Annotated in this window: 22 protein-coding genes; 13 read left to right on the top strand and 9 right to left on the bottom strand. The window is 60.2% G+C overall.

Going from position 1 to position 20014, the window contains the following annotated elements:
• Positions 1-55 precede the first annotated feature (55 nt).
• From J2046_RS05900 to J2046_RS05880, 5 genes are read left to right on the top strand one after another with little or no spacing between them, the layout of a single operon-like run.
• Complete coding sequence (locus J2046_RS05900) at positions 56-1225, top strand: (5-formylfuran-3-yl)methyl phosphate synthase (RefSeq protein WP_210050221.1); 1170 nt, start codon at positions 56-58, stop codon at positions 1223-1225.
• On the top strand, positions 1222-1854 hold the full coding sequence (locus tag J2046_RS05895; RefSeq protein WP_210050220.1) for an amino acid kinase family protein: 633 nt from the start codon (positions 1222-1224) through the stop codon (positions 1852-1854). Before J2046_RS05900 ends, J2046_RS05895 begins: the two co-directional genes overlap by 4 nt.
• Positions 1851-2402 carry a flavoprotein gene (locus J2046_RS05890; protein ID WP_210050219.1) on the top strand — a complete coding sequence of 184 codons (552 nt, stop codon included), beginning with the start codon at positions 1851-1853 and terminating at the stop codon, positions 2400-2402. Before J2046_RS05895 ends, J2046_RS05890 begins: the two co-directional genes overlap by 4 nt.
• Positions 2395-3792 carry a DUF6513 domain-containing protein gene (locus J2046_RS05885; protein WP_210050218.1) on the top strand — a complete coding sequence of 466 codons (1398 nt, stop codon included), beginning with the start codon at positions 2395-2397 and terminating at the stop codon, positions 3790-3792. Before J2046_RS05890 ends, J2046_RS05885 begins: the two co-directional genes overlap by 8 nt.
• A complete protein-coding gene (locus tag J2046_RS05880) occupies positions 3789-4352 on the top strand; it encodes a DUF447 domain-containing protein (RefSeq protein WP_210050216.1) in 564 nt (187 codons plus the stop codon). Before J2046_RS05885 ends, J2046_RS05880 begins: the two co-directional genes overlap by 4 nt.
• 36 nt (positions 4353-4388) lie before the next feature.
• Here the strand turns inward: J2046_RS05880 and J2046_RS05875 are convergent, their stop codons facing one another.
• A complete protein-coding gene (locus J2046_RS05875) occupies positions 4389-5456 on the bottom strand; it encodes a hydantoinase/oxoprolinase family protein (protein ID WP_210050215.1) in 1068 nt (355 codons plus the stop codon).
• 31 nt (positions 5457-5487) lie between these two features.
• Between J2046_RS05875 and J2046_RS05870 the strand changes: the two genes are divergently transcribed.
• Both J2046_RS05870 and J2046_RS05865 read left to right on the top strand, forming a co-directional pair.
• Positions 5488-6189 (top strand): HisA/HisF-related TIM barrel protein, encoded by a 702-nt coding sequence (locus J2046_RS05870; protein WP_210050213.1) that lies wholly within the window; start codon positions 5488-5490, stop codon positions 6187-6189.
• An 86-nt stretch (positions 6190-6275) separates the two neighbouring features.
• The gene (locus J2046_RS05865) at positions 6276-6446 is read left to right on the top strand and encodes a hypothetical protein (protein ID WP_210050212.1); all 171 of its coding nucleotides are present in this window, start codon (positions 6276-6278) and stop codon (positions 6444-6446) included.
• Here J2046_RS05865 and fae read toward each other — a convergent pair.
• From fae to J2046_RS05830, 7 genes are all read right to left on the bottom strand, one after another.
• Positions 6443-6949, bottom strand: coding sequence for a formaldehyde-activating enzyme (gene fae, locus J2046_RS05860; protein ID WP_037153787.1), 507 nt, complete (start codon positions 6947-6949; stop codon positions 6443-6445). The two genes, J2046_RS05865 and fae, sit on opposite strands and share 4 nt — an antisense overlap.
• A gap of 162 nt (positions 6950-7111) precedes the next feature.
• A complete protein-coding gene (locus J2046_RS05855) occupies positions 7112-7975 on the bottom strand; it encodes a triphosphoribosyl-dephospho-CoA synthase (RefSeq protein ID WP_210050210.1) in 864 nt (287 codons plus the stop codon).
• On the bottom strand, positions 7972-8904 hold the full coding sequence (locus J2046_RS05850) for an ATP-grasp domain-containing protein (RefSeq protein WP_233469556.1): 933 nt from the start codon (positions 8902-8904) through the stop codon (positions 7972-7974). Before J2046_RS05850 ends, J2046_RS05855 begins: the two co-directional genes overlap by 4 nt.
• Entirely contained in the window at positions 8897-9856 is a 960-nt protein-coding gene (mch, locus tag J2046_RS05845) for a methenyltetrahydromethanopterin cyclohydrolase (protein WP_210050209.1), read from the bottom strand. Before mch ends, J2046_RS05850 begins: the two co-directional genes overlap by 8 nt.
• A complete protein-coding gene (locus J2046_RS05840) occupies positions 9853-10977 on the bottom strand; it encodes an ATP-grasp domain-containing protein (RefSeq protein ID WP_210050208.1) in 1125 nt (374 codons plus the stop codon). Before J2046_RS05840 ends, mch begins: the two co-directional genes overlap by 4 nt.
• Positions 10955-11851, bottom strand: a complete 897-nt coding sequence (locus J2046_RS05835) for an NAD(P)-dependent methylenetetrahydromethanopterin dehydrogenase (protein WP_210050207.1) — start codon at positions 11849-11851, stop codon at positions 10955-10957. The genes J2046_RS05840 and J2046_RS05835 overlap by 23 nt, the downstream gene beginning before the upstream one ends.
• Positions 11852-11864: 13 nt before the next feature.
• Entirely contained in the window at positions 11865-12851 is a 987-nt protein-coding gene (locus J2046_RS05830) for a beta-ribofuranosylaminobenzene 5'-phosphate synthase family protein (RefSeq protein WP_210050206.1), read from the bottom strand.
• 113 nt (positions 12852-12964) lie between these two features.
• On the opposite strand from J2046_RS05830, the gene J2046_RS05825 reads away from it, so the two are divergent.
• The 5 genes from J2046_RS05825 (at position 12965) to J2046_RS05805 (ending at position 17859) form a co-directional block, all read left to right on the top strand.
• The gene (locus tag J2046_RS05825) at positions 12965-13357 is read left to right on the top strand and encodes a 4a-hydroxytetrahydrobiopterin dehydratase (RefSeq protein WP_210050205.1); all 393 of its coding nucleotides are present in this window, start codon (positions 12965-12967) and stop codon (positions 13355-13357) included.
• 80 nt (positions 13358-13437) lie between these two features.
• The gene (locus J2046_RS05820; protein ID WP_210050204.1) at positions 13438-14529 is read left to right on the top strand and encodes a molybdopterin-binding domain-containing protein; all 1092 of its coding nucleotides are present in this window, start codon (positions 13438-13440) and stop codon (positions 14527-14529) included.
• Positions 14523-16154, top strand: a complete 1632-nt coding sequence (locus tag J2046_RS05815; RefSeq protein ID WP_210050203.1) for a formylmethanofuran dehydrogenase subunit A — start codon at positions 14523-14525, stop codon at positions 16152-16154. Before J2046_RS05820 ends, J2046_RS05815 begins: the two co-directional genes overlap by 7 nt.
• On the top strand, positions 16142-17050 hold the full coding sequence (gene fhcD / locus J2046_RS05810) for a formylmethanofuran--tetrahydromethanopterin N-formyltransferase (RefSeq protein ID WP_210050201.1): 909 nt from the start codon (positions 16142-16144) through the stop codon (positions 17048-17050). Before J2046_RS05815 ends, fhcD begins: the two co-directional genes overlap by 13 nt.
• Complete coding sequence (locus J2046_RS05805) at positions 17047-17859, top strand: formylmethanofuran dehydrogenase subunit C (RefSeq protein ID WP_210050200.1); 813 nt, start codon at positions 17047-17049, stop codon at positions 17857-17859. Before fhcD ends, J2046_RS05805 begins: the two co-directional genes overlap by 4 nt.
• Positions 17860-17895: 36 nt before the next feature.
• Here the strand turns inward: J2046_RS05805 and J2046_RS05800 are convergent, their stop codons facing one another.
• Positions 17896-18840, bottom strand: coding sequence for a LysR family transcriptional regulator (locus tag J2046_RS05800; RefSeq protein WP_210050198.1), 945 nt, complete (start codon positions 18838-18840; stop codon positions 17896-17898).
• Positions 18841-18959: 119 nt separating this feature from the next.
• Here J2046_RS05800 and J2046_RS05795 point away from each other — a divergent pair, with 119 nt between their 5' ends.
• Entirely contained in the window at positions 18960-20009 is a 1050-nt protein-coding gene (locus J2046_RS05795) for a class 1 fructose-bisphosphatase (RefSeq protein WP_210050196.1), read from the top strand.
• Positions 20010-20014: the final 5 nt, after the last annotated feature.

The following is a 20014-nucleotide window of genomic DNA, read 5'->3' as shown; positions in this document are numbered from 1 at the left end:
TACTCAGCTTTTCTCGTCCTTGCCGTGAGAAATGCGGTACGCGGAGAGGCGTCCTATGACGTTGATGCTGGCCAGTGTTCAAAATCGCCAGGAAGCGGAGATTGCTCTGCAGGCGGGAGCGGATATCATTGATCTCAAGGATCCGGCGCGCGGCGCGCTTGGGCCGGCAGATATCCGGCACATCGTCGATGTGGTCGGTTTCGTCTCCGGCAAAAGGCTCGTCAGTGCCGCTTGCGGAGAGTTCTTCGGCGATCCCGCGGCGCTGCGGTCAAAGGTCGAGGAGATAGCCTCGGCAGGGGTGGATTTCATCAAGATAGGATTTCTTCCGTCCTCTCCCATTGCGGCAGGTGTGGAGGCTTTGGCCGATATTGCTGGCCGGAAGAAGCTGATCGCCGTCCTTTTTGCCGATCATCGATATGAGGAGAACGTCATGACATCGTTCGCCAAAGCCGGCTTCTACGGCATCATGCTGGATACCGACGACAAATCGAAAGGGCGATTGCTGGATCATATGCCGCCTGATCACATTCCGGATTTCGTGGCCGAAGGGCACCGGCACGGATTGATGGTCGGTCTTGCGGGATCGCTTGAAGCGCCGGACATTCCGCGGCTCTTGCCAAGCAAGCCGGATTACCTTGGCTTCCGCGGGGCACTCTGCGAAGGCTTGTCCAGGAATGCCGATATCGACGCCGAAGCGACTGCCAAAATCCGCGCTCTGATTCCCGGAGACCGGCCCGCCGAAAAGCCTTCCGGCGTCGACCTCAAGCTGCTGGCGGCGCGGGGATATTTTCCCAGCTCGGCAGACGAGGACCTTGGCGCGGATCAGATTTTCGTGCGGGATTTCGTCCTGCCGATGCATATCGGGGCCTACAGTTTCGAACACGGCAGGCCTCAGAAGGTGCGGTTCGACGTGACGGCGGATGTACTTCGCGTAACCCGCGATCCGAAGGACATGCATCATATCGTATCCTACGACCTCATCATGGACGGCATCCGGGCGATTGTCGGACGAGGTCATGTCGACCTGGTTGAAACGCTTGTCGAGCAGATAGCCGCTTTCATTCTCGAAAATCCGCGTGTAGCCCGTGTGGTCGTGCGGGCGGAGAAGCTGGAACTTGGGCCAGGTGGCGTCGGAGTGCAGATCGAGCGGAAAAGGGAAAGTGCCCGGTCGTCGAACCCGCTTCGGGTCGTAGCGTCCGGTGACGGAGGAAGGAACGTGGTATGACGCCGCTGGTGGTCAAGCTTGGAGGAAGCACGGCCGGCCGCATCGAGATGGAACAATGGATTGCCGTACTGGCATCGGCGACCTTGCCTTTGCTGATCGTCCCCGGCGGTGGGCCGTTTGCAGATCAAGTGCGCTTCTCGCAAAAGGAGATGCACTTTTCCGACGCCGCCGCACATGAAATGGCCATTCTGGCAATGGAGCAGTTCGGCATCGTGATCGCCGAACGGCATCCGCGCTTTCAGCGGGCCCGTTCGCTCCATGATCTCGAAACGATCCTTGCTGAAGGCGGCGTGCCGGTATGGCTTCCTTCGCAGATGACACGCAGTGCCGATATCGCGCAATCCTGGGACGTCACGTCCGACTCGCTTGCCGCCTGGCTGTGCAGGCAGATCGGCAGCCGACATCTCCTGCTGTGCAAGCAGGTCGATTCGGGTGCCCGGGACTTGCAAGCGCTGGTTGACAAGGGCGTGGTGGATGCCATGCTGCCGGGGCTGCTTGGGGAGGAGACAAGCTTGTACATTGCCGGACCATCGTCACTGCGTTCGCAGCTGGCGGAGTTGCCTATGACTCGCATACCGGGAAGCCGCGTGAGGATGCACGAGGCGGCCGGAGAGGAAGCTCGCGGATGACGCGGCTTCATACGCCGCGCTGGGCCTGGGTTCTGACCGGATCGGGTCATTTCTTTGTCGAATGTTTCGAATTGATCCGATCGCTCGACCATTGCGACGTCTTCGTGACGAAGGCGGCGGACGAGGTTCTGAGGATGTACGGGCTGAAGCTCGATTTTTCGGACACGACGCGCGTGCTGCACGACAAGACGGCGAGCGCGATCCCCGTTGGCGAATTCTATCACGGCGTCTACCATAGCGTCGTGATTGCTCCGGCAACGTCGAATACTGTCGCCAAATGCGTGGCCGGCATCTCCGATACGATCGCCACGAACGTCTATGCGCAGGCCGGCAAATGCCGCCTGCCGTCGATCGTCTTCGCATGCGACACTGCGCCCGAACTGGAGACGATGGCGCCGCACGGATTGGTGAAGGTTTATCCCCGGCCGATCGATCTGGAGAACACCGAACGTCTCAAGGCCTTTGAATACACCGAAGTCGTCGAATCCTTTGCCGATCTGAAACTGGCGGTGGCGCGCCGGAAGGGAGTGGTCGAGAGCAGTGGCTGAGCATCTCGTCTTCCTGACCGGACACCTGGCAAAAACCAGACTCGAAAACGTTCTCGCCGGACTGGGAGCGACGCCATTCACTTACGAGATCATCGACATTGGCGTGAAGGTCGCCGCCCTGATGACGGAGGAGATCGTCAGCCGGCGCCTGCCTCGTCCATTGAAGGCGGACCGGGTCGTGCTACCCGGGCGTTTCAGGGGGCATCTGGAGCGGTTGAGTGATACCTTCGGCGTCCCTTTCGTCCGTGGACCGGACGAGGTTGCGGACCTGCCCACCTATCTTGGTCGGGCCGGAAAGGTGCCTGACCTCTCGCGCCACGACATGCGCATTTTCGCCGAGATCGTGGATGCATCGACCCTTTCGCTGGATGACCTGCTGCAACGAGCCAAAGCCTTTGCATCTGTCGGGGCGGACGTGATCGACCTTGGCTGTCTTCCCGACACGCCCTTTGTCCATCTGTCGGAGGCGATCGGGCGGCTCAAGGCCGAGGGACTTTCCGTCAGTGTCGACTCGGCTAACCCTGACGAGCTGGAACTCGCCGCACGCTCTGGCGTGGATTATCTCCTGAGCCTCAATGAGAAGACCATCGACATCGCCACCCGACACGAGGTGACGCCTATCCTCGTTCCGGCGGTGCCAGGAGATTTCGATTCCCTCGGGCGTGCCATCGATGCAGCGCGGAAAGCCGGGATATCCTTCATCGCCGATCCGGTTCTCGATCCGATCCATTTCGGCTTTGCAGCCTCCGTGGGACGCTTCATCGAGGCCCGACGCCGCTGGCCGGATGTCGAGATAATGATGGGCACCGGAAATCTGACCGAATTGACGGACGCGGACTCATCAGGGGTCACAGCGATCCTTGCTGGCCTCTGTTCCGAGCTTGCGATCGGCAACGTGCTGGTCGTCAACGTCAGTCCGCATACGGTGCGCACAGTGGAGGAGCATGATCGGGCGCGCCGGATCATGTTTGCCGCGAAGAACGATCATGCGCTGCCGCGCGGCTACGATGCCGGTCTCCTGCAGATCCACGACCGCGCGCCCTTCGCCAGCAGCCTTGCCGATATCGATGCGCTGGCCGAGACCGTGCGCGACGCCAATTTCCGGATCATGACTGCTCCGGACGGCATCCATGTCTTCAGTAATCAGGGGCATTGGACGGCGAAGGATGCTTTCGATCTCTTTCCTTCCCTCAATGTTGCGCAGGATGGTGCGCATGCCTTCTATCTTGGCGCGGAACTGATGAAGGCGGAAATCGCCTGGAAGCTGGGCAAACGCTATTCGCAGGACGAGCCGCTCGCCTGGGGCGTGGCGAGTCCTCGAACAAGCGAGGATCGCACCCGACTTGCCGAGGCCGGCCATACGCTCCGGGCGAAGAAGGAAGGCTCATGACCTATATTCGGGAAACGATCGTGACGACGGTGAGCGCCGAAGGGCGCGTGCATATCGCCCCGCTCGGCATCATCGCACAGGATGACGGCTGGGTTATCGCGCCGTTCCGGCCCTCCGCGACGCTTGAAAACCTCACTGCCGTGCCTTTCGCCATCGCCAATTATACGGACGACATGCGGATTTTCGCAGGCTGCCTCACCGGGCGGCGGGACTGGCCAGTCGTTGCGGTGGAAGGCTGCCCGGTCCCGCGTCTGCAGGCGGCGCTCAGTCATTCCGTCCTCCAGGTCGCCTCCGTCAAAGAGGACGAGATACGCCCCCGCTATTTCTGCAAGGTCGTTGCCGAAGCCACGCACGCACCTTTCACGGGAATGAACCGCGCCAAGGCGGCCGTCCTGGAACTTGCGATCCTGGTGAGCAGGCTGCAAATGCTGCCGAAGGAAAAGATCGAATCCGAAATCGCTTATCTGACGATCGCGATCGAGAAGACGGCCGGCTCGGACGAGCGGCAGGCCTGGGATTGGCTGATGGAACGGGTGAACGCCCACCGTGCCACGCATTGAAGCGTTTGTCGGGAGGTCGCGAGCAAAAGTCCGTCCTTATGGCTTTTCGCGTCCGGACCAGAGCAGGGCAACGGCGGCGGCAGGTGCTGCCTTGCTGGCGTGGTCCCGAGCTTCCTGCGAGGATGCCGCGATGAGGGAGCCGAAATCGACATAGGGCCGCTCCAGGCGTCTGGCGAGCTGCATGATCTGCGGGCGGCCGATCCCGGCTCCCACGATGGGAGCGGCCGGGTTCAGCCGGGCATTGCCGGCGACCATGAATGCGCCGTCATAGATCATGCGCAGCTGATGCTCGCTGAACCAGCGGGCGATATCGATCCATTCGCCATCGTCGAGATCGGTGCTGTCGCGGCCGACCATGCGGGCGAGGCGCCCGATGGAGCCGGCAAGCGACTTGGCTCTGCGGTCGGCGGCCGGATAGTGATCATCCGCCTCATCCAGAGTTCCGAGAATGCGCCCCAGATCGGCGGTATTGGCGAAGTATTCGTTCATCAGCGGCGTCATCGTGCCGCGCACAGGAACCCGTTCGGCTATTCCGATCAGCGCGGAACGTGTGAAGCCGGTATAGACGAGCTCGCCGGTCAACAAGCGCTCCGCGTCGGAATAACCCGCGTTGCGAAGCTTTCCATTCTGGAACGCAATGATGTCGGTGGTTGTGGACCCCATGTCGACGAACAGGCCGTCCGTCTTCGTCCTCGCACTCAATTCGGCCGTTGCATGCCAATTGGCCGAGGCGATGTCGGGGCCGAGATCGTAGGCACGGGAAAGATCGACAAAGCCCGCACGGCCGGCATAGATACGGACACTGTCGCGGCCGAATTCTGTATCGATGAAGTCTAGGATACCGCGAATACCGTCTTCTCGTGACGGAAAGCCATCCGACAGCTCGCCTGTCATCGTGAAGACATGGGTGGCATTGCTTTGAAAAAGCGGTCGCAACCGATTCAGCGCCTCGCGCACCTGGTCAAGCCCGAGCCACATCGATGCCTTGAGGGTCGTGGCAAGCGTAATCTGGCCTTGTTCGGCCCGCGCCATCTTCAAATGCGCGCCGCCGATGTCCCAGCCGATAATTGTTTCCTTTTCTTCCGCCGCAGTTCCGGCTTTCATGGGAGTCATCGTTTCTGCCGAGGTTTGATCATTGCTTATCATTCCAGTTCTCGACGTCAAAGACGGCCTTGTGGTGCGCGCGCAGATGGGCATGCGCGAGAGCTATAAGCCCATTGAGACGCCACTCAGCCCGACGCCGACGATCGAAAGCGTCGCCGAAGGATTGCGCCGAATCCATCCGTTTCCGGTTTTCTATGTGGCCGATCTCGATGCAATCGAGAAGGGCTCGAGCCCTTCCGCGACCGCCGACCCTCTGTTTCTTCTGCGGCCGAAGCCAGATGTCTGGCTCGATGCCGGCTTTCGAGAGGCGAAGGCCGTCGGAGCGGTGCTTGCCGATTCGCAGACGTTCGCGGTTCTTGGCTCGGAAAGCCAGGCTGACACGGATGTTCTCGGCGCGTTCGGCTCGCATCCGAGACTGATCCTCTCTCTCGATTTTCGTGGCGGTGCCTTCCTGGGACCTCCGTCCATCCTTTCGCAGCCTCACCTTTGGCCAAAACGGGTGATTGTCATGACCCTCGACAAGGTGGGAGCGCGCCGCGGACCCGATTTCGATCGTCTGCAGGCCATCAAGGATGCCTCCGGAAACCGTGAAATCATCGCGGCGGGCGGTGTCCGCAACGTGGATGACCTGGAACGGCTGTACGGAATGGGTATTGCAGGCGCTCTCGTTGCGACCTCGTTGCATAGCGGTGAGCTCGACGGGGCGGAAATCTCCGCTTTCATGGACAAATAAATATATCCGAGAGAAGAAGTTTTTGCCTCTTCTCTCGGGTACACAGCCTCTCAATATGGCTTTGATTGTGGAGCGGGGATGAGCGCATGCTCAACCTCCCGCTCCATTCTTTCGATACGAACCCGAAGCGTTGCCATCCTCAGCGGTTCGCGCTTGAAGACGGCGCGCTGCTGAAGCCTAGAAGCCTCGACAACCGGCGCAACAGGCCGCCTGTTTCCACGGGCGGCTCGCTCTGTGCGGGGTTGCTGCTTGTCTAAGCGCTGAAAGGATGCTTGACCGTGTCCCGCTGAGCGGTTGCTTCCGCCGCGGTCGGTTTGCCCGTTACGGCGCGTTCGATCGCTTCCTTCGTTGCCCGGTAGTTATAGTCCTGGATCTTGGCATCGTCCTCGGCCTCCCAATGGATGAAGACGCCGACGCAGATGAAGACGTCATCTGCCTCTTCCGCTGGGATGATGCCTTCGGCAACGCTGTCCTGTACTGCCTTTGCCACTGCATGCTGTGCCGGGCCGAACATTTGCACGGCCTGTTTTGCACCCTTGATGGTGACCTTGTTGAACAATATCGTATTAGGCTTGCATGCCAGGTTCGGCGCGATGACCGCCAGCAGCGATGTAAACCCGTCCTTGTTGTTCGTGAGTGCGTTGCAGAATGCCGTTTCCACAGCACTTCCGCGCGGTCCGATCAGAAGATCGATATGAGCGACTTCATTTCCCTCACCAACGAGAGACTCACCAACCATTACCTTGCTAATCTTTGCCACGGCCAATTCCTCCCTTGTACCGTATGGTCAAAAATGCGTTCGTCCAAAGAAGCCGTACCACACGAGACACGCGCTCGATGGACAGCTATCCTTGTTCGCAGCACCCTTTGACTGGGTCGGTTGGCCAGATAGCAGCGAGTAAGATTTGTTCGCCAATCAAATTCAAGCATTTAAGTCGGGATTATGCAAGCCGAAGTTCATGTTGCAGACAAAAAGCGTGGCTACGGTGAGATCGGCAGAGGTTCCGGGATTGATATCCATGTCCTTGAGCCGTTTGTCGAAGGCCAGCAGGACCTTTTCCCGCCTCGATAGGTTCATCTCGTCTGTTACCGTGCGGCATATCATTTCCGCTTCTTTCCGGATTTCTTCGGCGAGATCGATGCCGTACTTGCGCCCGACATGACTGTCGGGAAATGACGACAGGAAATGAAGGTAGATGAAGATCGTCGGCCACATGTCCTCTTCGCCCCTGTCTGTCGCTCCCGTCCAGGCAGACAGGCCGCCGGTGAATATGTCCGCAAAGCCGGTCGTATATTGTCTCGCGATCATGTCGCGGTCGGCGGCCATGCCCATGGCCTCAATGAGGGACACTGTCGGTTCTTCCCGGACATCCTGTTCTTCAGCGTTGCCCAGCCCTCCCGGATTGGTGAGCCGGATGGCGGCGAAGACGTCGCGCGCATCCTCAGCATCCATCTCGTCCAATGTGCGGATAAGATCCCTGCGGAAATTTGTCGTGCTACTTTCGGCGGCCTTGGCGAGCGGTGCGCAGAGCAGGAGGATGCCGAGATTGGTGTTCGTTCCCACCTTTTTGCACGTCGCCGTCATGGCGCCGAGAACGCGCCGACCGACCGATGTGCCTGGTTCGGAAACCAGCGGCGCGCTGACCTCGGCGCTTTCAATGAACTGGTTCGCGGTCATCCGGTGGCCATCGGCAAAGCGATGGACATTGCCGGGTTTCAAGGCCTCGATCTCCGCTAGGCAAGCATCGAGATATGCCGTCATGATCTGCTGCCGCGTCAGCGTCATGCGGCAGGTCTTTCCTTGATTTCAGGATTGAGAAGCTCGCTCATCGCCCGAGCGATGCAATCGGAGATGCGGACGGGAACGACGGATTGCAGACCGGTCCAGGCGGGCATGCTGTTGACTTCCAGCACGAGGAGATTGCCTTCGCATCCTTGAACGATGTCGATGCCGGCAAAGTCGGTGCCGATGGCCGAAGTCGCGGCAAGCGCGAGTTCTTCGAGCTTCTGGCGCAATGGCCCTGTCACAGATTCCGCCTTTGCTCCGCGTGCGATATTGGTGATCCAGCCGTCGGCGCAACGTCCCATCATGCCGAGGATTTCGCCGTTGCTGACGAATATCCTGTAGTCCCGGTAGGGTGGCCCATTCCTCACGACCAGACGCTGCAGGTAATAGACGTTATCGACATCATCAGGATCGGGCAGGTCCTCGATCGAGCGGATGAGTCTGATTCCGCGCCCCTGCGAGCCGAAGAGCGGTTTCAGCACGAGCGGACCGTCGGACACCTCGCGCTCGACGATGGCTTTGGCATTGTGGGGACCTTCCACGGCGAAGGTCTGCGGCGTCGGGATGCCGGCATTCGCGAGAAAAAAAGTGGTTGTCGATTTGTCGACGCAACGCTCGATCGCCTTGGCCGAATTCCAGACCGGCACGCCGAGATGGGTGAGGGCGTGCAGGATGCCGAGGCGGCGCGTGACCGCTTCGAAAGTGCCGGCGGAGATGGAGCGGACGATCACGCCAGCCGGAAGAGCGCCGTCGAGTGTCGGGATGGCGATGCCCGAAGGGTAGCGCGTATCGAACGCGATATCGGCAAGTGGGCAGAAGATTGCCTCGGAACCGAGTTCCTTGAAGGAGCGCCTTAGCTGTTTCACCTGGCCGTCCGGCTTGTCGGAAACGATCAGAATTTTATCGGAAATTGCTATCTGCTCAGCCAAGAGATTGCTCCAGCATCTGCCTGTTCCATTCACCGGCACGAAAAGTCTCGCCTGTTTCGACGGCCGTGACAATCACTTCGGCCGGGCTGAAGAGATGTGGATCGATCGCGTAGAAGTCGCCGTTGAATTTCTTGAAGGTTTCCGCGAAAGGCTGCCCGTAGTCGCGTGACCTGTTGCTCGGCAGTTGCTCGGCGAGTTCTCGTGCAGCGGATGCACTGCCACGAACGAACAGCTGCACCAGCCCACCATAGATGATGGCATCGTTCGTCCGGCCCATGGCCTGCAGGAAATCGGGATGGGGAGCCGGAACCGGCGAGCATCCCGCCCCGTCGATGATGTTGTCCAGGGGGAAGTGGAGGCTGTGCGCCTTGTGAAGGGCGACCTCCAGGGAGCGGCCGATGATCTGCACGGAACCGGCAAGGCTTTGTGTCGGGGCATAGATGAAAGTCAGGGCCTCAGGCGCCAGCCCTGTCGCTACCGCCACCTTCTCGACCACAGCGGATGGCGGCGGCTTGTGCGTTTCCAGCACGAGAACCGAAGTGGAGGCGTCGGTTTCGGTATAAGCGATCTCCTCGAACAGCGGCTCCACCCGGGCCAGAAGACGCGCAGGACCGGAGCCCATGGCGAAATATTTCTCGTGCGAGAGGCGCCAGCCGGCGTACTGGCTGCCGAGGCAGGCGAGGACCGGCTGCGAGGAATGGACTGTGACGGTTAGCGGCCACTGTTCATTGTGGCGATCGAGTGCCATGGAGACGGTCCCCAAGCCGCCCATGCAGATTTCCGTCATCCGCAGCCCTACTTCGAGCCCGCCGGGACTGTCCGCGCCGGCATCGATCAGATGTTCTCCGAGCGCACCGCGGGTATGGGTAATGCCGAGCCGCTCTCCGTCGGCAATGATCTGATCTACGATGCGCTGGGCACTTCTATTGAGATGGGCTTTGCCGTTCATCATTGGAAACTCTCCTTCCAATGCTCCGCCATTTCGTTGACACGACGTTTCACAGCCCGTTCGGCGGCGGCGGCGGATCGTGCCTGGGCCAGGACGGTACAAACGGGGTCATCGGCGCATAGCGCTGACCCCGGATTTTGGTGATCGGCAGTCATGCTAGGCCATTCGATCTGGGGAAAACGGGAAATGTCATAGGGTGCGTAGGCGATTGCCGAAGCTTTCGTTCCGCGATAAGTCGGCACCGTGATGTTTTCGCCCCGCACGGCACTCAAATGCGCGGCGAGCAAGGGTGCCTCTTCGCTGTCGAAGATATCGAGCGTTGCGCCCGGCCGTGGATTTATTTCGATGAGGTGCAGGCCGTCCGGCCCATCGATGAAATCGGCGCTGCAGAGACCGACGAGGCCGGTGCGCTTCGTCAGTTTGTCGAGCCAGCCGGCGATCTGCCTTTTCTTCTCACGGTCGAAGCGCCTAAGCCGCACGGCGCCGCCGTAGCGATAGGGCGAGGACCGCGAGGGCGCGGACCATTGTCGGCTGAAGCCCACGATACGGGCGCTTCCCGACTGCGCCAGGAAGAGAGCCGAGATGCTGCTGCCCCGGACGAACTTCTGGTAATAATAGCCATTCTCCAGGGTTGCCGCCCCTGCGGGCCGGACATGCGAGCCTCCGGCGCCGCCGCCGAGCTTTATAAGCCAGCCGTTCTGCTCCGGTGCGGAGAAGCGGATTGCCGGATGCCTGATATCGAGATCCCGGCAGAGGCGAGACAAGCCTGCCGGATCCTTGACCGCGCGTATCGTCGCAGCGCTGTTTCCGGCAATCCGAAAGGTTTGGGCGAGTATATCGAGGATGTCAGGGCGACGCTCGAAACCTGAGCCATAGACCAGTGCGACCGGCTCCTTGTGTCGTGCCAGACCCACGAGGATGTCGACTATTTTTCCGCCGTCGATTCCATCGCGTATGCTGCCGGGAAGTCGCGCAGTCCTCTCAGCCAGAGCGACCGTATCGGAGTCGCCAAAGAGATCGGCCACCAGCGGTCTGAAACCGGCACGGCGCGCTGCTGCGGCAAGTGACCGGCCGGAAACGGCCGCGATCAGAATGGCGGGGCTATTTTTCGATGCTGCGGGCAAGGGCGAAAGCATCCTGGAAATCGTAGATGACCGGTTTTTCGGCGCCGATCATCTGTTTGAACAGGCCGGATTGAGTCTTGTATTTAAGGTTTCCGATGGTGAGAGCACCGATGCCGATCGCCGATGTCTCGCCCAGTTTATCGGCCTTTGCGTTGGCCGCCAGGCCTTCGATACCCGAGGGTGGTACAGCATTGACGTCCGCTGCGATGAGCAGACGCGTCGCCGAGTGAAGTTGCCCGACCGAAATTACTCTGACGCCGGCTTTTGCTGCGGCCAGGACAACCTCTGTCTCCTGCAACAGACCTGTCTTTTTCTCGTCCGTCGAGCCATCGGCCGCCGTCACCGTGACGCCAAAACGGGCCTTGATGGCTTCCGCTATCTTTTCAACACGGCTCGTTCCGTCGTGGCCCGCCAGCGTGACGTCTGCGCCTTCCTTGGCGGATATCACCGCCGTGCAATAACCGACGACGCCGGTCGCTCCGAAAATCGTCACTTTCGTTCCGGCAAGGCTTCGATCATGCAGTTTTTTGAGCGCCGCCTCGACCTTGGCCGCCATTGCCGCAGCCGTCGTGAACGAACCGGCGGGATCGGCAAAAACCGAAATTTCGAAGGGAGGCACCATTGCCGCTCTCGCGGCATCGATCATGTCGAGCGCCAGGACAGTATCTCGCCCGGCAATGAAAACACCGGTGGCGACACCGGCGTCCGGTGGGCGCGAAAAGATCGCATCCTGAACGAGGCCGGTCACGTCTGCGAGCGCCACATCCGTGTAGGGAATGACATGATCATAACCCGCATCAAGAGCCATGTTGACGTCGAAGGGGCTCATCTGTCTCAACGGCGTGAGCATATGAAGAATGGTTTTCCGGCCCATTGCTTTGCCTCCCCTAGCAGCGGTTCTTGTATGCCAGCTCCAATTCGGCTGGTTTTGTCTTTCGCGTGATCGTCGCCCCATTGTTTCTGGCGGCGACGATACGGATCGTCGTCTGGGTATCCTGCAGCGCAGCGGCGGCGGTGATGCGTTCGGCCGCAACCTGCGATTCAGCAAAAGCGAATCCTGTTGGCCCCCAGGAGCTTTGCCCGATACCCACTGCGCCACATTCAGCTAGCCTCGTGAGCGTTTCCTCTACTGCCCGGCTGGTGAAACGCCCGCCCTGAGCCGGCGCGAAATAATCGCCAAGCTTCTGCTGGATCGCCGTGATCGCATTGCCGAACGTCGCGATGTCCTTCTCAATCAAGGCAGGCATGATCTCCATCAGCGCATGGCGGCAGATCGAAGCGGAGCTCTCCTCAGGAAACGGTGGAAGCGTGTGGAAGGCTTTGATTTCGGCGTCCCCGTGAATGCCCTGAGCGCCGCTGTCCAGGACCAGGATGATGCGCCATTCGTTCGGAAACGGGATGCGGGAAATGACGGTCGGCGTCAGGTCGTCTTTGGCCTTGCCGGCGTCAAAAATGAGACCGCCTTCTTCGAAAGCCGCAATGCCGATCCCCGATCGCACGCCGCGCCCGAGAAAGGCGGCATCGTCGCTGACGCGAAACGGCAGACCGTGCAATGTCCGAAGGGCCGCCGAAACGGCGAGCGCGAGCTGAGTCCCGGATCCTAATCCCGCATGAGCGGGAATGGTCTCGAACACGGTGATCTGATGATGATCGGCGAGATCGAGATGGGATCGGAGAGCCGCCAGGTGCGAGAATACGCGGGCGCTCTCATTGCCATGAACGCTGGTCCTCGTCGCCCTCGATACTTCCAGCCTGGTTGATATGCCATCGAGAGGTAAGCCGATGCTTCCAAAGCGCGAGCTGTCCTTTCCAGGGATATCCAAAAATCCGAGGTGCAGGCGTCCAGGAACTTGAATGGAGACGGAGTCCGACATCGGTTCGATTCTGAACTTTTTGATAATCGGGCCCTGAGTTCATGTTATCCTATTTTGCTACCGGCGCAAGCCAGCGTGAAGAGGCGGGTGAAAAGAAACGAGGAGCATCTGCGATGAGCGACGAGACGGGACGGAAACGGGAGCGCGTTTATTCGGAGGACGAGATCGTCTCGAAACTGCAGGCGGAACTTCCGCATTGGCGTTACGAAAACGGCTGGATTCGCCGCAGATACAAAACGCACGGCTGGAAATCCACGCTGATGGTCATCAATACCGTCGGCCATCTGGCAGAGGCGGCATGGCATCATCCGGATATCAAGGCATCCTATGCCTGGGTGGAGGTCTTGCTGGTGAATCATGCGGCAAAAGGCATTACCGACAAGGATTTCGAACTCGCCAGGAAGATTGAGGATGTCGTCCAGTGGCAGCCAGGCAAGGAAGGTGGGGCTTTGGAAGGTACCCCCAATACCGATCAGCGATTTGCGTACTTGAAATACGATAGCTGACTGCATTTTTCGCCGGATGGACTTCACATTTGGCGAAGAACGGATAAATTCAGGTCGGCACCAGAAAGTTTCGGAGTGTGATGGTTGCATGGATCGGCAGCCGAACAGTTCCTTTGCCGACAGCAATCGAGCAGGCGGCAAAGCTTCTGGCAAAAAGCCGCTGCCCGGTATTTTCCCTCGATTCGGATATCCATGGATGCCGCAGCCTGATAGCGTTGGCAGAGCAGGTCGGGGCGACCTATGACCATGTGAACGGTCGCGATCTCGTTCATCAGGTCGCCCTGCATACGGATATTGGCGGGTTCTTTGCGACGGCGACGGAAGTACAGCGTCGCGCCGATGTGATTGTCGTCGTCGGAGATGTTCCGGCCGTTCATCACGATCTGCTTCTTTCTCTTGCGGCCACGACGCCGGACCTGCCTCGGTCTGGCAAGCGCCGCTGGTTTCATATCAGGGGGAAGGCAACTTTGGCCCTGAGCGGCAAATTGCAGCGACGGGCGAAAGCTGTCGACGCCGGTTCGTCCGATCTTCCCATCGATGCGGTGCTTGGGGTTCTCAGAGCATCACTGGCTGCGAGAAAAGCATCCGTTGTGCTCGACAATATCGACGCCTTTCTGGGGACGGTGGCGAACGCGGATTTTCCCGTTTTCGTCTTCTCCCATTTCGGAGATGCCGCCAGCCTCACGATGCTGCAGGGCATGCTCATCGACATCAATAAAAAACGGCGTGCGACGGCTCTTTTCCTGCCTTCCGACGACGACGCCTGGGGCATGGTCCTCACCTCGACCTGGATGACGGGATTTCCGCCGCGAACCGGCTTTTCGACCGGTTCGCCAGTTTATGACCCATGGCTTTGTGATGTGGACCGGATGATAGCCGGAGAGGAGGCGGATCTGCATCTATGGGTCTCGGAGCGTGACGAGGTGGATCCGCCGAGGCGTAGCGGCCTGCCGACGATCGTGCTGACGAGAAGCGACCGGCCGGTAGCCGGCGCAGCGGTTACTGTTCGCATCGGCAAAGCGGGTCTCGACCATGATGGCGTGGTTTATTCGAGCCGCATCGGAACCTTGAGGTCCGCTGTGGCAAAAGCGCCGTCCGATCTTCCCAGTGTTTACGTGATCGTCGAGCAGCTTCAGCATGCTTTGCAGGGTGAGGACGTGGCCTCATGCTGATCCGTCTTGCAGGGGGAGAAGTGATCGATCCGGTCAACGGCTTGGCGGGCAAGCGCGATGTCTGGATCAAGGGCGGCATCATCGTAGAGAAACCCGTCTCCAAGAGGGCGGACAAGACCTATGACCTTTCAGGCTGCTTCGTCATGGCCGGGGCGATAGACATTCATTCCCATATTGGCGGCGGCAATGTGAATACTGCGCGTCTTCTGTTACCGGAACAACACGCCGCGCATCTCAAGCGGCCGCAACATACGCCGCTTTCGAATGCTGGATGGTCGACGTTCCGGACGGGGTGCCTCTACGCGCAGATGGGGTTCACGACCGTGGTCGAACCGGCCATGTCGCCGTCGAACGCGCTTCATACCCATATGGAGCTTGCCGACATTCCGATCATCGACAAGGCGACGCTTACGATCCTGGGCAATGACGATTTTCTCTTGTCGATGATCCGGGACAATGCCTCGTCGGCGATGATCGACGACTATGTGGCCTGGACCGTATCGAGATCGAGGGCGCTTGGCGTGAAGGTTATCAATGCCGGCGCCTCGGCCGCCTTCAAGGAGAACATCCGCACTTTCTCCTTCGACGACGTCGTCCCCTCCTACGGCGTCAGTTCCCGCAGGATCGTGGAGGTGCTGCAGGCCTCGGTCGGTCGTCTGGGTATTCCCCATCCCCTCCATGTTCATGCCAACAACCTTGGAATTGCGGGAAATGCGGCGACGGCCGCTGAGACAATCGGCGCGTCAAATGGTCGGCCGCTCCATCTCGCGCACCTGCAGTTCTATGGCTATGGGACCGAGGGCAGACGCGGATTCTCGTCCGAGGCCGCCCGTCTTGCCGAACTGGTCAACGGCAATCCGGACGTGACGATCGATGTCGGCCAGGTGATGTTCGGGCAGACCGTGACGATTTCGGCCGACGTCATAAGGCAATATTCCGGAATGCGGACCGCCAGTCCGAAAAAGTCCGTTCTCTTCGATGGTGACGGCAATGGCGGCGGTATCGTGCCCTATCGCTATCGCCAGGATTATTATGGTTCGCTGCAATGGGCGGTGGGGCTGGAGCTTTTCCTGCTGATCGACGACCCCTGGCGTGTCTTCTTTACCACCGATCATCCGAACGGTGCCCCCTTCACAGCCTATCCGGAACTGTTCGAGCTGTTGATGCGCCGCGATGCCCGCAACGCGAAGATGGCAGAACTCGACCAGTCCGCGCTGGAACTGACCACGCTTGCCTCGATCTCGCGCGAGTATACGCTTGATGAGGTCGCCGTTATGACGAGAGGAGCGCCCGCCAAACTGCTCGGGCTTGATGATCGCGGTCATCTCGGTCCCGGCGCGATCGCGGATATTGCCGTCTACCGGAAAGGCCAGGACATCCAGAAGATGTTCCGCGACGCCGCATTGGTGTTCAAGAACGGCGATCTGGTCGTTCGGGACGGCGTGGTCACGCACTATCGCTGGGGAAGGGCGCTGCGGCTCAATCCGCCGTCCGACAAAGGGATCGTCAAACGTATGCAAGCTTATCACGAGGACCGCTACGGGCTGTCGCTCGATTGGTTCACTTTCCCGGATTCGGCGATTTCTCGCGAGAACCCATTTGCGGAGGTCGCATGCAGGAGCTGATCCGTAATGGCATTGTGATCGATGACACGTTCGCGGAAGCGTTCGGCATGCGGGCAACCGCGATCATCATCACGGCGCCGACCCTGAAATGGGCGCGTCAGGCGGCCATCACCATGACGGGCTTTGCGACCTCCGTCATCGGTTGCGGTTGCGAAGCGGCGATCGATATCGACATTCCGGCATCGGAGACGCCGGACGGGCGTCCCGGCTGCCGGGTGATGATCTTCGCGATGAGTACCGACGAGTTGCAGAAGCAGTTGAAGACGAGGCTCGGCCAGTGCGTTCTGACGTCGCCCGGCAGCGCCTGCTTCGCGAGCCTCAAAGGTAGCGCCTCCCTCGATCTCGGCTCGTCGCTGCGCTACTTCGGGGATGGTTGGCAGATCTCGAAGAAGTTCGGCGGCAGGCATTATTGGCGGGTGCCGGTCATGGACGGCGAATTTCTTTGCGAGGCGAAGACCGGCTTGACCAAGGATGCGGTCGGCGGCGGGAACTTTCTGCTTCTCGCCGCGGATGCCGAAAAGGCGCTGGCCGCCGCCGAGCGGGCCGTGGCGGCGATCGAAAAGGTTCCGGGTGCGATCATGCCCTTTCCGGGCGGCATCGTGCGGTCCGGCTCGAAGGTTGGCGGCAAGTACAAGGGCATGATGGCTTCGACCAACGATGCCTACGCGCCGACGCTGCGCGGTGTGGTCAAGAGTGCGCTTGGCCCGGAGATTAATGCGGTCCTGGAGATCGTGATCGATGGTGAGAACAACGACGCAGTGAACGCCGCGATGCGGGCCGGGCTGAAGGCCGTCATCGATTTCGGGCCCAAGCGCGGTGCGTTGCGCATCAGCGCGGGAAACTACGGCGGCAAGCTCGGCAAGTTCCATTACCATCTGAAGGATCTCATGCCATGAAGCCGCTGACCTTCACGCTTCGCTCCGAGCCGGAGGAAAGGCTTGACCTGTCCGGCCTGATCCCCGACCGGCTCGGCGGCATGCCGGTGGTCGAAATCGCGGGATTGTCGATCGGCACCAGTCGGAGTCCCGCCATCGTCGGAGATATCTTCAAGATTACCGGTACCGATGCCGCCAATATCGTCTTTGCCGGAGGCAGCGGGCGGTTCGATTTTGTCGGCGCGGAAATGAAGACAGGGCACATCCGCGTTGACGGGGATGTCGGTGCCCGTGCCGGCCGCCGCATGGCCGGTGGTACACTTGTGATCGAGGGCAAAGCCGGATTGCAGGCTGGGTCCGGCCTTAAGAATGGACGCATCGAGATCAATGGCGATGCAGGCGAGGGGGTCGGCGGGCCGATGGCAGGGGAAATCCACGGCATGACCGGCGGTCTCATCATCGTGCGCGGCAAGGCAGGGCATCGCTCCGGCGAGAGGATGCGGCGCGGCATCATAGCGCTCCTGAAAGGCTGCGGCGACTATGCAGGCCTCAACATGGTTGCCGGCACGATTGTCGTTGCCGGCCGGGTCGGCCACTATCCGGGCCACCTGATGAAGCGCGGCTCGCTCCTGTTCGACCGGCGGCCGGCCGACCTTTCACCCACATTCCTGGATTGCGGCCGGGTCGATATCGCCTTTCAGGCGCTGTTCGATCGTTATCTGATGGAGGAAAAGATCCTCGACCGGCCGCTGCTTGGCGCAAAACCCACCCGTTTGGGAGGTGACAATGCCGTTCTGGGCAAGGGTGAAATCATGTTTCCGCGAGGGTGAGCCGTGGCTGCCCGGCTTGAGATCGACCGAAGATATTCAACCCGGCTCCTGCTGCATAGGATAGAGCTTGTTGAAGAAGGGCAGGCATTGAGCCCCTCTCTGCCGCAGAAAAACCTGAAAGGCATTCATCGCCGGGGAAATGGTCCTGTCTGTCCGCGTTACCGAAAACCACTGCCTGCGGATCGGCATGCCGATGACGTCCAGCGTAACGAGCTTTCCGAACTCCAGTTCCATGGCGATGGTATGAGCGGAGATGAAGGCGATGCCGAGCCCTGCCATGACGGCCTGTTTTATAGTCTCGTTCGACGACATTTCAGTACCCAGATCCTCCAGCTTTCCTGGGATTTCTCCGAGAAAGATTTCGAGCGAGATGCGCGTGCCCGATCCTGGCTCGCGAATGAGGAAGTGCTCTCTGGCGATCTCTTCCTTGGTAATGTCACGCCTCTTTGCCAGGGGATGATCCGGCGGTGCGATCATCACCAGCGGATGATCGCCGAACACCACGGAGTGCAGCGGCATATCGCTGGGCGAGCGCCCCATCAGGGCGATGTCGACGTCATGATTCTTCAGCTTGGCGATGATCTCCGCCCGGTTGCCGATCGTCAGCGAGACGGCGATGTCCGGATGGGTATTCTTGAAGGTGGCCATCAGGCGGGGCGCGAAATATTTCGCGGTCGAGACGACGCCGAGTGCCAGCGTGCCGGCGCGCACGCCCTTGATGGCATCGATCTCGTCGTCCAGCTGGCGCAGCCTTTCTTCGATCATCTGGGCTGCATCGATGAAGGCAAGGCCCGCGGCTGTTGGGCGTAGTCCATCGTTTGTCCGGTCGAAGAGGATGACGCCGGCATCCTCCTCGATCTGCTTCAGCTGGATGGTGATCGCCGGCGGAGTGAGGCCAAGCGTGTTGGCCGCCCGGACGATCGTTCCGTGTCTCGCTATCTCCTGCGCCGCGCGCAGATGTCTGAGCGTCAGATTTCTCATAAATGAAGATTAATAAAATTTATCCAGAAGGTAAATGGAATAAATTTTACTTAATCCAAGTTTTTTGGTTCGATACCGCCATGCCCAGGAAGGCAGTGAGCGGGCAGGGAGGGTAAGCCATGACTTCGTCGACGCTAGATGCCTTTTTGAATTCCCATGTCGCGGGTGGTGCGCCATTCGCAGAAGCTGCCGCGTCGACGATCCGGCAGCTGGCTACGGCAGCGGTCACGCTCGGCAGGACCATCAACCAGGGTGCCCTTGGCACAGCCTTTTCCCGGGAGTGCGACAATGTCGGCCCCGGCGGTGATGTCCCGAAGGAACTCGACGTTCTGGCCGATGCCCTGTTTATCGAGGCGATGCGGCGGGCGCCCGTCTGCCTCTACGCTTCCGAAGAGCTTGAAGAGGCTGCTCTTCTTGACCCGAGGGCCCCACTCGCGATTGCCATCGATCCACTGGACGGCTCCTCGAATATCGACATCAATGTTTCGATCGGGACCATCTTCTCCATCCTCCCAGCGGCTGGTGATCCGGTCGGCGAGCCGAACGCCTCCTTCTTCCACCCGGGAGACGCCCAGCTCGCCGCCGGCTTTTTCATCTACGGCCCGCAGCTTGCGCTGGTCCTCAGCGTCGGGAGCGGCACCCATGTCTTTGTTTTTTCCGCGCAGCTCGGCGTGTTCGTCCAGGCTTGTGAAAGCCTGGTCATCCCGCCGCGGACGCAGGAATTTGCGATCAACGCGGCCAACTATCGTCATTGGGACGAGGCCGTCCGGCTCTACGTCGATGACTGTCTGAAAGGGATTGAAGGCCCGCGCGAAAAGGAGTTCAACATGCGCTGGATCGCGGCGGTTGCAGCCGATGCCTACCGCATCCTCATACGCGGCGGCGTTTACCTTTATCCCGGCGACCGGCGTAGAGGCTACGGGGAGGGCCGGCTGCGGCTGATCTATGAAGCCAACCCGATCGCCTTTCTCATCGAACAGGCCGGCGGAGCCGCCACCGACACGATCAACCGCATTCTGGACCTGACGCCAACGGCACTGCACCAGCGTGTTCCGCTGGTCTTCGGCTCAGCTCGAGAGGTGGCTCGCGTCGGCCGCTACCATACCGAGCCCAGCAACATCGCTGAACGGGCGCCGCTTTTCAGCAATCGCGGCCTTTTCAGAGCCTGATCAGG

The sequence above is a fragment of the Neorhizobium petrolearium genome, from assembly GCF_017873175.1.
Classification (GTDB): Bacteria; Pseudomonadota; Alphaproteobacteria; order Rhizobiales; family Rhizobiaceae; genus Neorhizobium; species Neorhizobium petrolearium.
Note: the sequence above shows the minus strand (reverse complement) of the source record. Positions and strands in the feature narration are given on the sequence as shown.

Excerpts from the sequence above, each read along its gene's own strand:
- J2046_RS05830 (WP_210050206.1), bottom strand. The coding sequence starts at position 12,851 with ATGTCGGACTCCGTCTCCATTCAAGTTCCTGGACGCCTGCACCTCGGA.
- J2046_RS05805 (WP_210050200.1), top strand. The coding sequence starts at position 17,047 with ATGAAGCCGCTGACCTTCACGCTTCGCTCCGAGCCGGAGGAAAGGCTT.
- J2046_RS05875 (WP_210050215.1), bottom strand. The coding sequence starts at position 5,456 with ATGAAAGCCGGAACTGCGGCGGAAGAAAAGGAAACAATTATCGGCTGG.
- J2046_RS05815 (WP_210050203.1), top strand. The coding sequence starts at position 14,523 with ATGCTGATCCGTCTTGCAGGGGGAGAAGTGATCGATCCGGTCAACGGC.
- J2046_RS05855 (WP_210050210.1), bottom strand. The coding sequence starts at position 7,975 with ATGACGCTGACGCGGCAGCAGATCATGACGGCATATCTCGATGCTTGC.
- J2046_RS05880 (WP_210050216.1), top strand. The coding sequence starts at position 3,789 with ATGACCTATATTCGGGAAACGATCGTGACGACGGTGAGCGCCGAAGGG.
- J2046_RS05900 (WP_210050221.1), top strand. The coding sequence starts at position 56 with ATGACGTTGATGCTGGCCAGTGTTCAAAATCGCCAGGAAGCGGAGATT.
- J2046_RS05890 (WP_210050219.1), top strand. The coding sequence starts at position 1,851 with ATGACGCGGCTTCATACGCCGCGCTGGGCCTGGGTTCTGACCGGATCG.
- J2046_RS05865 (WP_210050212.1), top strand. The coding sequence starts at position 6,276 with ATGCTCAACCTCCCGCTCCATTCTTTCGATACGAACCCGAAGCGTTGC.
- J2046_RS05820 (WP_210050204.1), top strand. The coding sequence starts at position 13,438 with ATGGTTGCATGGATCGGCAGCCGAACAGTTCCTTTGCCGACAGCAATC.
- J2046_RS05795 (WP_210050196.1), top strand. The coding sequence starts at position 18,960 with ATGACTTCGTCGACGCTAGATGCCTTTTTGAATTCCCATGTCGCGGGT.
- J2046_RS05825 (WP_210050205.1), top strand. The coding sequence starts at position 12,965 with ATGAGCGACGAGACGGGACGGAAACGGGAGCGCGTTTATTCGGAGGAC.
- fhcD (WP_210050201.1), top strand. The coding sequence starts at position 16,142 with ATGCAGGAGCTGATCCGTAATGGCATTGTGATCGATGACACGTTCGCG.
- J2046_RS05835 (WP_210050207.1), bottom strand. The coding sequence starts at position 11,851 with ATGGGCCGGAAAACCATTCTTCATATGCTCACGCCGTTGAGACAGATG.
- J2046_RS05800 (WP_210050198.1), bottom strand. The coding sequence starts at position 18,840 with ATGAGAAATCTGACGCTCAGACATCTGCGCGCGGCGCAGGAGATAGCG.
- J2046_RS05895 (WP_210050220.1), top strand. The coding sequence starts at position 1,222 with ATGACGCCGCTGGTGGTCAAGCTTGGAGGAAGCACGGCCGGCCGCATC.
- mch (WP_210050209.1), bottom strand. The coding sequence starts at position 9,856 with ATGATGAACGGCAAAGCCCATCTCAATAGAAGTGCCCAGCGCATCGTA.